14 protein-coding genes are annotated in these 12203 nt (G+C 62.8%); 10 read left to right on the forward strand and 4 right to left on the reverse strand.

Features of this window, described 5'->3' with window-relative positions; genetic code table 11:
• Entirely contained in the window at nucleotides 1-162 is a 162-nt protein-coding gene (locus AABA34_RS13910) for a hypothetical protein (protein WP_338303098.1), read from the forward strand.
• Between the two features lies 1 nt (nucleotide 163).
• Here AABA34_RS13910 and AABA34_RS13915 read toward each other — a convergent pair whose 3' ends face one another.
• A complete protein-coding gene (locus tag AABA34_RS13915; RefSeq protein ID WP_338303099.1) occupies nucleotides 164-1078 on the reverse strand; it encodes a hydroxyneurosporene dehydrogenase in 915 nt (304 codons plus the stop codon).
• Nucleotides 1006-2592 carry a 1-hydroxycarotenoid 3,4-desaturase CrtD gene (gene crtD, locus AABA34_RS13920; RefSeq protein ID WP_338303100.1) on the reverse strand — a complete coding sequence of 529 codons (1587 nt, stop codon included), beginning with the start codon at nucleotides 2590-2592 and terminating at the stop codon, nucleotides 1006-1008. Before crtD ends, AABA34_RS13915 begins: the two co-directional genes overlap by 73 nt.
• A 131-nt stretch (nucleotides 2593-2723) precedes the next feature.
• On the opposite strand from crtD, the gene AABA34_RS13925 reads away from it, so the two are divergent.
• The 9 genes from AABA34_RS13925 to pufM all read left to right on the forward strand — a co-directional run bounded on the left by AABA34_RS13925 (nucleotide 2724) and on the right by pufM (nucleotide 11309).
• Nucleotides 2724-3854 carry a methyltransferase gene (locus AABA34_RS13925; protein ID WP_338303101.1) on the forward strand — a complete coding sequence of 377 codons (1131 nt, stop codon included), beginning with the start codon at nucleotides 2724-2726 and terminating at the stop codon, nucleotides 3852-3854.
• A 135-nt stretch (nucleotides 3855-3989) separates the two neighbouring features.
• Nucleotides 3990-4925: a chlorophyll synthesis pathway protein BchC gene (gene bchC / locus AABA34_RS13930; RefSeq protein WP_338304751.1), complete on the forward strand. Its 936-nt coding sequence runs from the start codon at nucleotides 3990-3992 to the stop codon at nucleotides 4923-4925.
• Nucleotides 4922-5911 (forward strand): chlorophyllide a reductase iron protein subunit X, encoded by a 990-nt coding sequence (locus AABA34_RS13935; RefSeq protein WP_034955767.1) that lies wholly within the window; start codon nucleotides 4922-4924, stop codon nucleotides 5909-5911. The genes bchC and AABA34_RS13935 overlap by 4 nt, the downstream gene beginning before the upstream one ends.
• Nucleotides 5911-7467: a chlorophyllide a reductase subunit Y gene (bchY, locus tag AABA34_RS13940; protein WP_252258395.1), complete on the forward strand. Its 1557-nt coding sequence runs from the start codon at nucleotides 5911-5913 to the stop codon at nucleotides 7465-7467. Before AABA34_RS13935 ends, bchY begins: the two co-directional genes overlap by 1 nt.
• The gene (gene bchZ, locus AABA34_RS13945) at nucleotides 7464-8909 is read left to right on the forward strand and encodes a chlorophyllide a reductase subunit Z (protein ID WP_338303102.1); all 1446 of its coding nucleotides are present in this window, start codon (nucleotides 7464-7466) and stop codon (nucleotides 8907-8909) included. The genes bchY and bchZ overlap by 4 nt, the downstream gene beginning before the upstream one ends.
• Nucleotides 8910-9056: 147 nt before the next feature.
• On the forward strand, nucleotides 9057-9227 hold the full coding sequence (pufB, locus tag AABA34_RS13950; protein ID WP_252258397.1) for a light-harvesting antenna LH1, beta subunit: 171 nt from the start codon (nucleotides 9057-9059) through the stop codon (nucleotides 9225-9227).
• A 69-nt stretch (nucleotides 9228-9296) separates the two neighbouring features.
• Nucleotides 9297-9443: a light-harvesting antenna LH1, alpha subunit gene (gene pufA / locus AABA34_RS13955; RefSeq protein ID WP_084155766.1), complete on the forward strand. Its 147-nt coding sequence runs from the start codon at nucleotides 9297-9299 to the stop codon at nucleotides 9441-9443.
• Nucleotides 9444-9547: 104 nt separating this feature from the next.
• The gene (gene pufL / locus AABA34_RS13960) at nucleotides 9548-10381 is read left to right on the forward strand and encodes a photosynthetic reaction center subunit L (RefSeq protein WP_252258398.1); all 834 of its coding nucleotides are present in this window, start codon (nucleotides 9548-9550) and stop codon (nucleotides 10379-10381) included.
• Between the two features lie 4 nt (nucleotides 10382-10385).
• Nucleotides 10386-11309, forward strand: coding sequence for a photosynthetic reaction center subunit M (gene pufM, locus AABA34_RS13965; protein WP_252258399.1), 924 nt, complete (start codon nucleotides 10386-10388; stop codon nucleotides 11307-11309).
• 127 nt (nucleotides 11310-11436) lie between these two features.
• On the opposite strand, the gene AABA34_RS13970 is transcribed toward pufM, so the two are convergent.
• The gene (locus AABA34_RS13970) at nucleotides 11437-11715 is read right to left on the reverse strand and encodes a hypothetical protein (protein ID WP_338303103.1); all 279 of its coding nucleotides are present in this window, start codon (nucleotides 11713-11715) and stop codon (nucleotides 11437-11439) included.
• Nucleotides 11708-12202: a TspO/MBR family protein gene (locus AABA34_RS13975; RefSeq protein WP_338303104.1), complete on the reverse strand. Its 495-nt coding sequence runs from the start codon at nucleotides 12200-12202 to the stop codon at nucleotides 11708-11710. The genes AABA34_RS13970 and AABA34_RS13975 overlap by 8 nt, the downstream gene beginning before the upstream one ends.
• Between the last annotated feature and the right edge of the window lies 1 nt (nucleotide 12203).

Genomic DNA, 12203 nt, shown 5'->3' on the forward strand with positions numbered 1-12203 from the left:
ATGCAGAATTACGGCTGGATCGAACTGGTGTTCTTCTATGGCATCGCGCTTGGCTTTGGCCTTTGGCAATGGCTCAAGATGCGGCGCGAGGTGAAGGAAATCCGCGCCCGGCGCGCTGCCGAGGAAGCGGCAAAGAAAGCGGAAACTCCCGAAGAGGGCTAGGCTACTTCGCGCTTTGTCTGGGCATCCGGAACGGCAGCATGAACTGCACCACGGGGGATGCGAAACGCCGCATGTCGAGGCTTTCCTGCACCGCCACGACTTCCTCTCCATACAGCTTTGAGGCCAGCTCGCTGCGGGCGTAGAACGGCGTGTCCTCCCATGTCTTGCGCACATGGGCGACGCCGATTTCAGAGCGGGTGCGCCGCTCCACCTGCCATTTGCTGCGCGGCAACGGGGCTATTGCCGGAAGATCGACTTCCACGGGGATTGCCTCGCGGTCAAACCGGATAGCGCTGGCAAATACCGAGCCATCGCCGCGTTCGCCTTCGTAACAGACCACAGCGCCCGATTTCATGTGCGCGCGCGACCAGTGCCAGACGTTGAACCCACTTTCGAGCGGTTCGCTGCCACGGTTGTGATCGAAATACCCCTCCCCGCTCCATGAAAGGCCGGGGCGCTGCATCTCCACCTCGAGCCGGGCGCGCGGGGCCATGCAATGCCAGATGTGATTATGCGCGGGATCAAGCGCGAAGCTGGCAGGATTGAGCGCCTCGGGAAACACCCGCACCTTGCCGCAGACCCGCCGGTGGAACGGATTGAACAACCGGGTATCGCGTTCCTCGATCTCGATTTCGAGCATGGTCCCGTCCCAGCGCACCTGGCTGGTGCCGATGGTCAGCGTCCTTGCATCGCGCGTCACATCGGTGCTTGGCCGTTCGTGCATGACCCAGCGATGATCCGGGCCATAAAGCGCGACATTCAGCGAGCAGTGATCCAGCGGATCGTGCCGCCCGCTGCGCTTGTAATAGGGCGAGAAAACGCTGCCCAGAAAGGCGATGATCGTCAGCCCGTGACGCCCGTCCGCGCTGATCGCATCGATGTACCACCAGCTGTAGCCACCCGGCTCGATAGCCATGTCGAACTTAGGTCCGCGTGAACCTTCTTTGCCGCGAGCAGCCCGGACAAGGCGGCCATCGGGACCCCTGCCGAGGGATGGGTCGCTCCGCCCGCGCAATAAAGTCCCGGCATCCGCGTGCGCGGCCCCTGCCGCAGGAATGATGCCGCCGAGCCGTGCGACGCTCTGCCATAAAGGGCGCCGCCCGTTGCCGGGAACAGGCGCTCCCACTCGGCCGGGCTCGCCACCTGATGCGGCATCCCGTCTTCCAACGTCAGCCCGCATCGCACGAGCGTCGCCTTCATCTCTTGCGTGCATTGCTCGATCTCCTCTGGTGGCCAGGAATGGGTGTCGCCGTTGGCGGGCGCGTTGACGATGATCTGGATGCGCTCGCGCCGCCCTTGCGCGATGGAGGCGCTTTCGCCCGGAAAGCCGCCGCGATGGCCGGGCCGGTCCTGAGCGCAGATGTAGACGGACGGTTCGCCGGGCCGGTGACCGGCGGCGATCTCGTCGAATTCGCGGCGGTAATCGCGCGAGAAGAAGACGTTGTGATGGGTCAGGTCAAAGCCGGAGGTGCGCGCATGGGCAAACCACACCAGTGCCGAGAGCGATCGCTTGTCCGGCGGCAAGGCAGGAACCGCCTTGCCGGCCTCCAATCCGAACTTTCCGGTGGCAAGCGCGTTGGGATCGGCGTTGCAGATTACCGCATCGGCGGTGATGCGATCACCATTGGCGAGCCGCACGCCTGTTACCCCGCGCCCGCGTTCAGACAGGATTTCGGCAACCGCCGTACCCATGCGGAATTGCACGCCCTTGGCCTGAGCCACATCGCGCAGCGCCTCCGCCAGTGCGTGAATGCCGCCATCGATCAGCCACACCCCGGTCGCCTCGACATGGGCGATCAGCATCAGCGTCGCGGGCGCGGCGAAGGGCGAAGACCCGCAATAGGTGGCGTATCGGCCAAACAATTGTTGCAGGCGCGGATCGGGGAAGAACCCGCCGAGCGCTTTCCACATGTTCTGGTGCGGGCGCATCGCGGCGAAGGCATCCAGCCGCCACAGCCCGATGCGCCAGAGCAGCGGCAGCGGGCTTGAGACATTGTCGCCGCGCATCATCGGTTCGTTCAGCACGTCGTACATCTTGCGCGTGACCTTGCGGAAATCGCGGTAGCCGCGCGCCGCGTCCGCTCCGGCGAAATCGCCGATCGCGTCCTCGCTGCGGAGCGGATCGGCGAACAGGTCGAGCCGCTCGTCCTCGCTCCAGGCGTGGCGCGCGATCACTTCGGCACGGCGGATGCGGACGTGATCGTCCAGCCGCGCCCCGCATTCCTTGAAAATCCCATCGAACACGTCGCGCATGGTGAAGACCGTGGGGCCGGCATCGACCGGATGGCCGTCGATCATGACCCGCCGGGCCTTGCCTCCGACGTCCTGTTCCTTCTCGATCACGGTGACGTCGTAACCGCGCGCGGCCAGCCGGGCGGCGCTGGCAAGCCCGCCCATTCCTGCTCCGATCACGACTACATGGCCGCCCATTCACCCTCACCCGTCAGCTTCTGCGGGGGGTCGCGCGCCAGTCAGGAACGCGAGTCCCGACAATATCATTGACCTTACTGTAGCATCTGTCCAATCATTTGGACATAAAGAGTGTCAAACAGGGATCACGCATGGCGAACGAAGCTCGAAAATCATTGCGCGTGCGCTATGTGGCGCGGCGCAATGCCGTCTTTGCCGATCCCGGATTTCAATATTGGGCGGCGAAGCTGCCGCTGATCAATCGCATCGCCCGCAGCCGTGCCGGTAACGCCTTCGATCTGGTGGCAGGCTTCACCTATTCACAGACGTTGCGCGCCTGTGTCGAAAGCGGGTTGTTCGATGTGCTTCAGGACGGCCCTGTCAGTCATCAGGAGGTAGCCGCGAGGATTGATCTCAGTCCGGACGCAGCGCTCACCCTGCTTCGCGCGGCGCGGGCGCTGCGCCTGTCGGAGGAACCGGAGCCGGACGGGTGGATGCTGGGCGAACAGGGAGCGGTGCTGGCGGCGGACAAGGGAGCGCAGGCGATGGTGCGCCATCACCAGCTGCTTTACCGCGATCTGGCTGATCCGATGGAACTGCTGCGCCGGGATCGCAAGGAACCCACCGCCCTTTCACGCTACTGGTCTTATGCCGGAGCCTTGCACGGTGCGGCGGAGCGCGGGCAACAAACCAGCGAATATTCCGAGCTGATGGCAGCCTCGCAGCATTTCGTGGCGGATCAGGTGCTTGCCAGTTTCCGTTTCCCTGCGCGGGCGCGGTTGCTGGATGTGGGCGGCGGGCACGGCGCGTTCCTGAGGCGCATGGGAGAGGCCAACCCCGGCCTCCACCTCGGCCTGTTCGACCTGCCCGAAGTGGCACAGACAGGCGAGCAAGTGCTGGCAGACGCATTCGGCCCAGAGCGGGTGAGCGCGCATCCGGGCAATTTCTTCGAAGACCCGATCCCCGGCGGATACGACATCGTGTCGCTTGTCCGGATCCTGCACGATCATGATGACGGCCCTGCGGCGGCCCTGCTCGCCAATATCCACAGGAGCCTGAAGCCCGGCGCACGTCTGCTGATAGCGGAACCGATGGCCTGCGTGCCCGGCGCGGAAGGCATGGGAGAGGCATTCTTCGGCTTCTACCTCTGGGCGATGGGATCCGGCCGCCCCCGCAGCGGGGAGGAAATCGCCCTGATGTGCCGCAAGGCGGGTTTTGCCCGAACTCAATCCATCGCAACCCCGCAACCGGTCAACGCAAGCGTGATTGTCGCGTTCGCTTGAAAACAAAGTGTCTGCTTTGGTTGACACTTGATAGTGTAAAGCGTAGCAAACGTTGTGAGGGATCATCTTTTGGCCACTGCACGAGTCGCTTCGACTCGCACTTGCAGGGGTCCGGGGCGAATTGAGGCGAGGATGATGAACACTCTGGCAGTGATACTTGAAGGACCTGAGCGCCTCGCGCTTCAGTCCCTCGAGTTGAATCCTGCCGGTGAGGGCGATGTGATCGTCGAAATCGTCTGGAGCGGCATCAGCAGCGGAACGGAAAAACTCCTTTGGAGCGGGCAAATGCCCAGCTTCCCGGGTATGGGGTACCCGCTGGTGCCCGGTTACGAGTCAGTCGGAAGGATCGTCGACGCAGGCTCGAACGCGCGTGGCCGGATTGGCGACTGGGTATTCGTACCCGGTGCAAACTGCTATTCCGGCGCGCGCGGACTGTTTGGCGGGACGGCAGCCCGCGTGATCGTGCCATCGGCACGCGCCCTGCCGATACCCGAAAGGCTGGGAGCCGATGGCGTGCTGTGCGCGCTCGCGGCCACCGCCTATCACGCGATCGCTGGCGGTCCTCTGCCCGATCTCATCATCGGACACGGCGTGCTGGGCCGATTGCTGGCGCGGATTACCATGGCAATGGGCGCACCTGCTCCAACGGTCTGGGAAACCAGCGAAAAACGCCGTGATGGCGCAACCGGTTACGCGGTGATCGCACCCGATGCGGACGAACGGCGCGACTATGCCTCGATCTGCGATGCCAGCGGCGATGCCGACATTTTCGACGAATTGATCGGACGGCTTGCCAAGGGCGGGGAAATCACCCTCGCCGGGTTTTACGCCAGCCGCATCAATTTCGCTTTCCCGCCCGCTTTCATGAAGGAAGCGCGCCTGCGCGTCGCGGCAGAATGGCAGCCCGGTGATCTGGCGGCAACCCGCGCTCTGATCGAAGACGGAAAACTCAATCTCGATGGTCTGATTTCGAACCGCAGGCCCGCGACGGAAGCGCTTGATGCCTATCCGCAGGCCTTCACCGATCCGGATTGTCTTAAAATGGTTCTCGAATGGAGGGACGCGGCATGAGCATCCTTGAATCCCAAGCCGAAGCCCTGCGTGAAGAAGCCGATCACGAGCCCGATCCGGTCCACACCGGAGAGGTCAAGAGCGAGACGCAGGTCATCGCGATCTATGGCAAGGGCGGATCAGGCAAGAGCTTTGCCCTGTCCAACCTGAGCTACATGATGGCGCAACAGGGCAAGCGCGTGCTGCTGATCGGCTGCGATCCGAAAAGCGACACCACCAGCCTGCTGTTCGGAGGCAAGAGCTGCCCGACCATCATCGAAACATCATCCAAGAAAAAGCTCGCGGGCGAGGAAGTGACGATCGAGGATGTCTGCTTCCAGCGCGACGGCGTGTTCGCCATGGAACTGGGCGGCCCCGAAGTCGGTCGCGGATGCGGCGGGCGCGGGATCATCCACGGGTTCGAACTGCTCGAAAAGCTCGGTTTCCACGAATGGGGCTTTGATTACGTCCTGCTCGATTTCCTCGGCGATGTCGTGTGCGGGGGCTTTGGTCTGCCGATCGCACGCGACATGTGCCAGAAGGTTATCGTTGTCGGATCGAACGATCTGCAATCGCTTTATGTCGCCAACAACGTCTGCCACGCGGTCGAATATTTCCGCAAGATGGGCGGCAATGTCGGCGTCGCGGGCATGATCGTGAACAAGGACGATGGCACAGGCGAAGCCCAAGCCTTCGCCGACGCTGTCGGCATTCCCGTGCTCACCGCAATCCCCGCGAACGAGGACATCCGGCGCAAGAGCGCCAATTACCAGATCATCGGAATGCCCGGTGGCGAATGGGGCAGCCTTTTCGAAGAGCTCGCCACGAACGTCGCCGAGGCGCCGCCGCGCCAGCCCTCTCCGCTGGACCAGGATGGCTTGCTCGGCTTGTTCAGTCCCGAAGACACGGGCGGAAATGTCGAACTGATCCCAGCCACCCAGGCCGATATGCGCGGCGGCATATTTGAGGAAAAGCCATCACTGGAGGTCGTCTACGACGACATTTGATGACCGACCAACCCGCCTCGAACGCCCAGGAAACTGCGATGCGCGCCCCGGACCGGATCGACCTTGGTCAGAACGATCAGGCCGCACCGGCAGAAGGCGGCTGCGCCAGCAAGGACACGATGCGCGATGCCGCGCGTCAGGCGGGCAAGAGCGACATTCTCGATCAATATGCCGCCGACTATCCCGTCGGCCCGCATGATCAGCCGCAGAGCATGTGCCCCGCGTTCGGGTCCTTGCGCGTCGGCCTGCGGATGCGGCGCACCGCGACAGTCCTTTCGGGCAGCGCCTGCTGCGTTTACGGCCTTACCTTCACTTCGCATTTCTACGGCGCGCGGCGGACGGTGGGCTATGTGCCCTTTTCTTCCGAAACGCTCGTAACCGGCAAGTTGTTCGAGGATATCAAGGAAGCCGTCGAAGGCCTTGCCGATCCCGAACATTACGACGCGATCGTGGTGACGAACCTGTGCGTTCCCACCGCCAGCGGCGTGCCGCTGAGGCTGCTGAAGAAGCAGATCAACGGTGTGCGCATCATCGGCATCGACGTTCCCGGTTTCGGCATTCCGACCCATGCAGAGGCAAAGGACGTCCTGGCCGGCGCCATGCTGCAATATGCGCGCGAGGAAGTCGCCGCCGGGCCGGTCGCCGCGCCGAAAGAACGTAGCGACAAGCCGACTGTGGCCCTGCTGGGCGAGATGTTCCCGGCTGATCCGGTGGTGATCGGGCAAATGCTCGAGCCGCTGGGGCTCGCCGCCGGGCCGGTTGTCCCGACCCGCGAGTGGCGCGAACTCTACGCCGCGCTCGATTGCAGCGTCGCCGCCGCGATCCACCCGTTCTACACCGCCAGCATCCGCGAATTCGAAGCCGCTGGTCGTCCGGTAATCGGCTCCGCGCCTGTCGGCGCAGACGGCACCGCCGCATGGCTGGATGCGCTGGGCGATACGCTGGGCCTGCCTGCCGAAAAGGTGGCGGGCGTTAAGAACGCCATGATCGGCGCGATCAAGGGCGCGCTTGCAGGTTCCCCGATCAACGGCCGCGTGACCGTATCGGGCTATGAAGGTTCCGAATTGCTGGTGGCGCGCCTGCTGATCGAAAGCGGCGCGGACGTGCCTTATGTCGGCAGCGCCTGCCCGCGCACCAAATGGTCCGACGCGGATCGCGAATGGCTTGAGGCACGGGGCGTGAAGGTCAATTTCCGCGCCAGCCTCGAAGACGATATCGCCGCGGTAGAGGAATTCCGCCCCGATCTGGCAGTTGGCACCACTCCGGTGGTTCAACATGCCAAGGCCAAGGCGATCCCGTCGCTCTATTTCACCAACCTGATTTCGGCCCGCCCTCTGATGGGTCCGGCAGGCGCAGGCAGCCTTGCCACCGTGATCAACGCGGCGATGGGCAACAAGGCCCGCTTTGACGCGATGCGCGACTTCTTTGAAGGGGTCGGGACGGAACACGCCGCAGGGGTTTGGGAAGACGTGCCGGTCGACCGGCCCAAATTCCGCAAGAAATATGCGGCACTGAACGAAGCGGCGCGCAAGGCGTCCGAGGCGGTGGGCACATGACCCTCGTTCTCGATCACGACCGCGCCGGTGGATATTGGGGCGCAACCTACGTCTTCACCGCGGTGAAGGGGCTTCAGGTCATCATTGATGGCCCGGTTGGCTGCGAGAACCTGCCTGTGACTTCGGTGCTGCATTACACCGACGCCCTGCCCCCGCATGAATTGCCCATCGTCGTCACCGGACTGGGCGAAGAAGAACTGGGCAAGACCGGAACCGAAGGCGCGATGAAACGCGCATGGCAGACGCTCGACCCAGAACTGCCCGCCGTGGTTGTCACCGGCTCCATCGCCGAGATGATCGGCGGCGGCGTCACGCCCGAAGGCACCAATATCAAGCGGTTCCTGCCGCGCACGATCGACGAGGACCAGTGGCAAAGCGCCGACCGCGCGCTGACCTGGCTCTGGACCGAATTCGGGCCGAAGAAGGCGCCTCAGCCCAAACCGCGCAAAGAGGGCGAAAAGCCCGTCGTCAACATCATCGGTCCGTCCTACGGCATGTTCAACATGCCATCGGACCTTGCCGAGATCCGCCGCCTGATCGAAGGCATCGGGGCAGAAGTCGGCGTGGTCTTCCCACTGGGTTGCCACCTCGCCGATATCCGCCAGCTCGGCACCGCAGACGCGAATGTCTGCATGTACCGCGAGTTCGGCCGCAATTTGTGCGAGACGCTGGAACGTCCGTATTTCCAGGCGCCTGTCGGCCTGACCTCGACCACCAAGTTCCTACGGGCGCTTGGTGAGGAGCTGGGGCTGGATCCCGAACCCTTTATCGAGCGTGAGAAGCACACCACGATCAAGCCGCTGTGGGATTTGTGGCGCTCCGTCACGCAGGATTTCTTCGGCACCGCCAGTTTCGGCATCGTCGCCAATGAAACCTACGCTCGCGGCATCCGTCACTTCCTTGAAGACGACATGGGCCTTCCCTGTGCGCTGGCGTTTTCGCGCTGTGCCGGGGTGAAGCCGGTGAACGAGGATGTGCGCGCCGCAATCCACGCGAACCCGCCTCTGGTGATGCTGGGCAGCTATAACGAGCGGATGTACATGGCCGAATGCGGGGCGCGCGGGAAATTCATCCCCGCCAGCTTCCCCGGCGCGGCGATCCGCCGTCACACCGGCACCCCCTTCATGGGGTATTCGGGGGCGACCTATCTGGTGCAGGAAGTGTGCAATGCGCTGTTCGACGCGCTGTTCCACATCCTCCCGCTCGCCACCGACATGGACAAGGTCGATGCGACTCCGGCGCGCAGCCAGAGCGAATTGACGTGGGACAATGATGCAAAGGCGCGGCTTGATCTTCTGGTCGAGAAGCAGCCCGTCCTGATCCGGATTTCAGCGGCCAAGAGGCTGCGCGACGCTGCAGAGCGTACGGCGCGCCGTCAGGGCCTCGCCAAAGTTACAGAAGACTGCCTCGCCGAGGCGTTGCTCGAAGGGGAGACCGCATGACCTGCGCCCTTTCGTCCATCGCCGAGCCGCGGCCAACACCTTTGCCTGACAGTAACAGGCATCCGCAATCCACGTGGGGGATCACGCGCGGATACCGTCGGGGGCACTCCCGCCCTCGGTCCAATAAACTCAAATGGAGTTACTGCAATGAACGATCCTGATCGCCCGAGCGTGGGGACGTATCTGACCGATGACGAGGCAAAGGAAATCCATGGCGCGTTCATGGGAACCTTCACCCTCTATGTCGGCATCGCCCTCGTCGCACACGCCTTGATGTACGCTTGGAAGCCCTGGTTCCAAGGCCCATTCGGCCAGTGATGATGGCTTGATCGGCAATCCTGTCGATCACGTCACCAGAGCTTTTCAACGTTTCAAAAGGAACAGACTATGTACGGTATTTGGAAACACTTCGATGTTCGCCGGACCCTGGTCGCGCTGCACGTCGGCCTGGCCGTTCTGGCATTTACGATCCACTTCATCCTGCTCAGCACTGAGCGGTACAACTGGCTTGGTGGGATTTCACCGGCCGGCTGATTGAAGCCTCAGAAAACGTAAGGGGGCAGGTTCGCCTGCCTGCCTCCTCTACACCTCTGATCGGAAACGACAAAACCTGCCCTTGAGGTGGGAAGGATGGACCTATGGCGCTCCTTAGTTTCGAGCGGAAATACCGCGTGCGCGGTGGCACATTAATCGGCGGCGACCTTTTCGACTTCTGGGTCGGGCCGTTTTATGTCGGATTCTTTGGAGTAACGACGGCAGTCAGCGCCCTTCTGGGCACCATGCTGATCTTCGCCGCCGCGCTTCAGGGGCCGACCCTCAACCCCTGGCTTATCGACATTCAACCACCGCCGATTGAAGCCGGGCTTGCCTTCATGCCTCTCAACCAAGGGGGGTATCACCAGATCATCACGGCCTGTGCCGTGGTGGCTTTCTATTCGTGGGTTTTCAGGCAGGCTGAAATCTCGCGCAAGCTTGGCATGAGCTACCACATCCCGATCGCCTTCAGCGTCGCGGTGTTCGCCTTTGTCACGCTGAATGTGATCCGTCCGCTGTGGATGGGTGCCTGGGGCCATGCGTTCCCTTACGGCATCTGGTCGCACCTCGATTGGGTTTCGTACACCGGCTACAACTATGTGAACTTCCACTACAATCCGGTGCACATGCTCGCGATCACGTTCTTCTTCACGAACTGTCTCGCGCTGGCGCTCCACGGCGGCCTTGTCCTTTCGGCGGTGAACCCGTCGAACGGCACCGACGTCAAGACGCCCGAATACGAAGACACCTATTTCCGCGATTTCATCGGCTATTCGGTCGGCACGCTGGGTATCCACCGTGTGGGTCTGTTCCTGGCGCTGAGTGCAGCGTTCTGGAGCGCGGTCTGCATCGTGATCTCGGGCACGCTGATGACGGGCAGCTGGGTCGAATGGTGGGATTGGTGGCGCGCGGTCCCGATCTGGTCGGCAGGAGTATGATGTCATGAGCACCTATCAAAACATCTTCACGCAGATCCAGGTAAAGGCGGCTCCCGAAATGGGTGTCCCGCACCTCGACGGCAGCGAAGGCCGCATCAACGCCACCGGTTACAATTACTGGTTGGGGAAGATCGGTCAGGCGCAGCTCGGCCCGATCTATCTCGGCTGGCTCGGCATGATCTCGCTGGCATTCGGAACCGCCGCGTTCCTGATCATCGGGTTCAACTTCTGGGCGCAAGCCGGATGGAGCCCTCAGGTGTTCATGCGCGAGCTGTTCTGGCTTTCGCTTGATCCTCCCGGTCCGGAATACGGTTTCAGCTTCTTCGTTCCTTTGAACAAAGGCGGCTGGTTCATCATGACCGGGGCGTTTCTGACGATTGCCGTTCTGACCTGGTGGGCACGCACGTACATGCGGGCACGCGCTCTGGGTATGGGAATGCATATCCCATGGGCATTCGCCTCGGCAATCTGGCTGTTCCTCGTGCTGGGCTTCATCCGCCCGGCTCTGATCGGCAGCTGGTCCGAAGCGGTTCCCTACGGGATCTTCTCGCACCTCGACTGGACGAACAACTTCTCGCTCATTCACGGGAACCTGTTCTACAACCCGTTCCACGCGCTCTCGATCGTGTTCCTCTATGGCTCGGCGGTGCTGTTCGCCATGCACGGGGCGACGATCCTGGCAGTGGGCCGTTACGGCGGCGAGCGCGAGATTGAACAGATCACCGATCGCGGCACGGCATCGGAACGCGCCGGACTGTTCTGGCGCTGGACCATGGGCTTCAACGCGACGATGGAATCGATCCACCGTTGGGCCTGGTGGTTTGCGGTGCTGACGACGCTTACCGGCGGTATCGGCATCCTGCTTTCAGGCACCGTTGTCGACAACTGGTACCTGTGGGCGCAGGAACACTACTACGCTCCGAAATAAGCCAAGGGGGACGGGGCCGGTCGCAATCGGTCCCCTTCCCCGCTCAAGCCAAAGGTCAAGAAACCCGGCCCTGCGCAAAGCACGGCCGGGTTTTTTGCGTCGGGGTTTTGCCGGAAGGGCTTTTCGATCAGTCCGAAGCTGAAAGGCGCGTTCGCAGGTCCATCACATGCAGCGGGAAAGACAGCGCCAGCGGGATTGCCACCCACCACCAATCCGCGCCGACCAGCGCGGCTCTTAACCCCAGCACGATCAGTGCGGCCGGGCCCAGCAGGCCGAGGATGGCGCCGATGCTCCATCCGCGCACCTTGAGCCACACAGCCTCCGTGGCGAGCACGGCCAGAACGACGTCGGCACCGTGCCCGCTGGCAAAGAAGGCGGCTATGCCTTCCATCAAGGGGTCAGCCAAAGGGGCCGTTGAGTTCAACCACCGCCCAATTGAGCGCGGCGGCGAATGTCACCCAGAAAAGATAGGGCAGGAACAGCAAGGCGGCCGATTTGGACACCCGCCACGAATACATGATCAGCGCCAGGATCGAGAGCCACAGCAGCAGCACCTCGATAAACGCCCAGTCAGGGCGCTGGATGCGGAAGAAGATCATGCTCCAGGTGATGTTCAAAAAGGCGTTGAGCGCGAACAGGCCGATCACCGTATCGGATACGCGCGGCGTAGGCGCGGCGCGCCATGCGGACACGATCGCCGCGGTGTTCAGGGCGTAGATCAGTGTCCAGCCGATCGGGAACACCCAGTCGGGCGGGTTCCAAGACGGCTTTGCCAGCCCCTGATACCACGGCCCCAGATCGGTGATGGTCGCGCCCAGCACCGCGACGATTGCCGCAGCGATGGCGGCTACGATTGCGGGCAGAATCCACGTCTTGCTCAAGTGCATGGACATG

Source organism: Erythrobacter sp. Dej080120_24, assembly GCF_036322605.1.
Taxonomy (GTDB): Bacteria; Pseudomonadota; Alphaproteobacteria; order Sphingomonadales; family Sphingomonadaceae; genus Erythrobacter; species Erythrobacter aurantius.

Excerpts from the sequence above, each read along its gene's own strand:
- pufL (WP_252258398.1), top strand. The coding sequence starts at position 9,548 with ATGGCGCTCCTTAGTTTCGAGCGGAAATACCGCGTGCGCGGTGGCACA.
- AABA34_RS13910 (WP_338303098.1), top strand. The coding sequence starts at position 1 with ATGCAGAATTACGGCTGGATCGAACTGGTGTTCTTCTATGGCATCGCG.
- crtD (WP_338303100.1), bottom strand. The coding sequence starts at position 2,592 with ATGGGCGGCCATGTAGTCGTGATCGGAGCAGGAATGGGCGGGCTTGCC.
- AABA34_RS13975 (WP_338303104.1), bottom strand. The coding sequence starts at position 12,202 with ATGTCCATGCACTTGAGCAAGACGTGGATTCTGCCCGCAATCGTAGCC.
- AABA34_RS13915 (WP_338303099.1), bottom strand. The coding sequence starts at position 1,078 with ATGGCTATCGAGCCGGGTGGCTACAGCTGGTGGTACATCGATGCGATC.
- pufA (WP_084155766.1), top strand. The coding sequence starts at position 9,297 with ATGTACGGTATTTGGAAACACTTCGATGTTCGCCGGACCCTGGTCGCG.
- AABA34_RS13925 (WP_338303101.1), top strand. The coding sequence starts at position 2,724 with ATGGCGAACGAAGCTCGAAAATCATTGCGCGTGCGCTATGTGGCGCGG.
- bchC (WP_338304751.1), top strand. The coding sequence starts at position 3,990 with ATGAACACTCTGGCAGTGATACTTGAAGGACCTGAGCGCCTCGCGCTT.
- bchY (WP_252258395.1), top strand. The coding sequence starts at position 5,911 with ATGACCGACCAACCCGCCTCGAACGCCCAGGAAACTGCGATGCGCGCC.
- pufB (WP_252258397.1), top strand. The coding sequence starts at position 9,057 with ATGAACGATCCTGATCGCCCGAGCGTGGGGACGTATCTGACCGATGAC.
- AABA34_RS13935 (WP_034955767.1), top strand. The coding sequence starts at position 4,922 with ATGAGCATCCTTGAATCCCAAGCCGAAGCCCTGCGTGAAGAAGCCGAT.
- bchZ (WP_338303102.1), top strand. The coding sequence starts at position 7,464 with ATGACCCTCGTTCTCGATCACGACCGCGCCGGTGGATATTGGGGCGCA.
- pufM (WP_252258399.1), top strand. The coding sequence starts at position 10,386 with ATGAGCACCTATCAAAACATCTTCACGCAGATCCAGGTAAAGGCGGCT.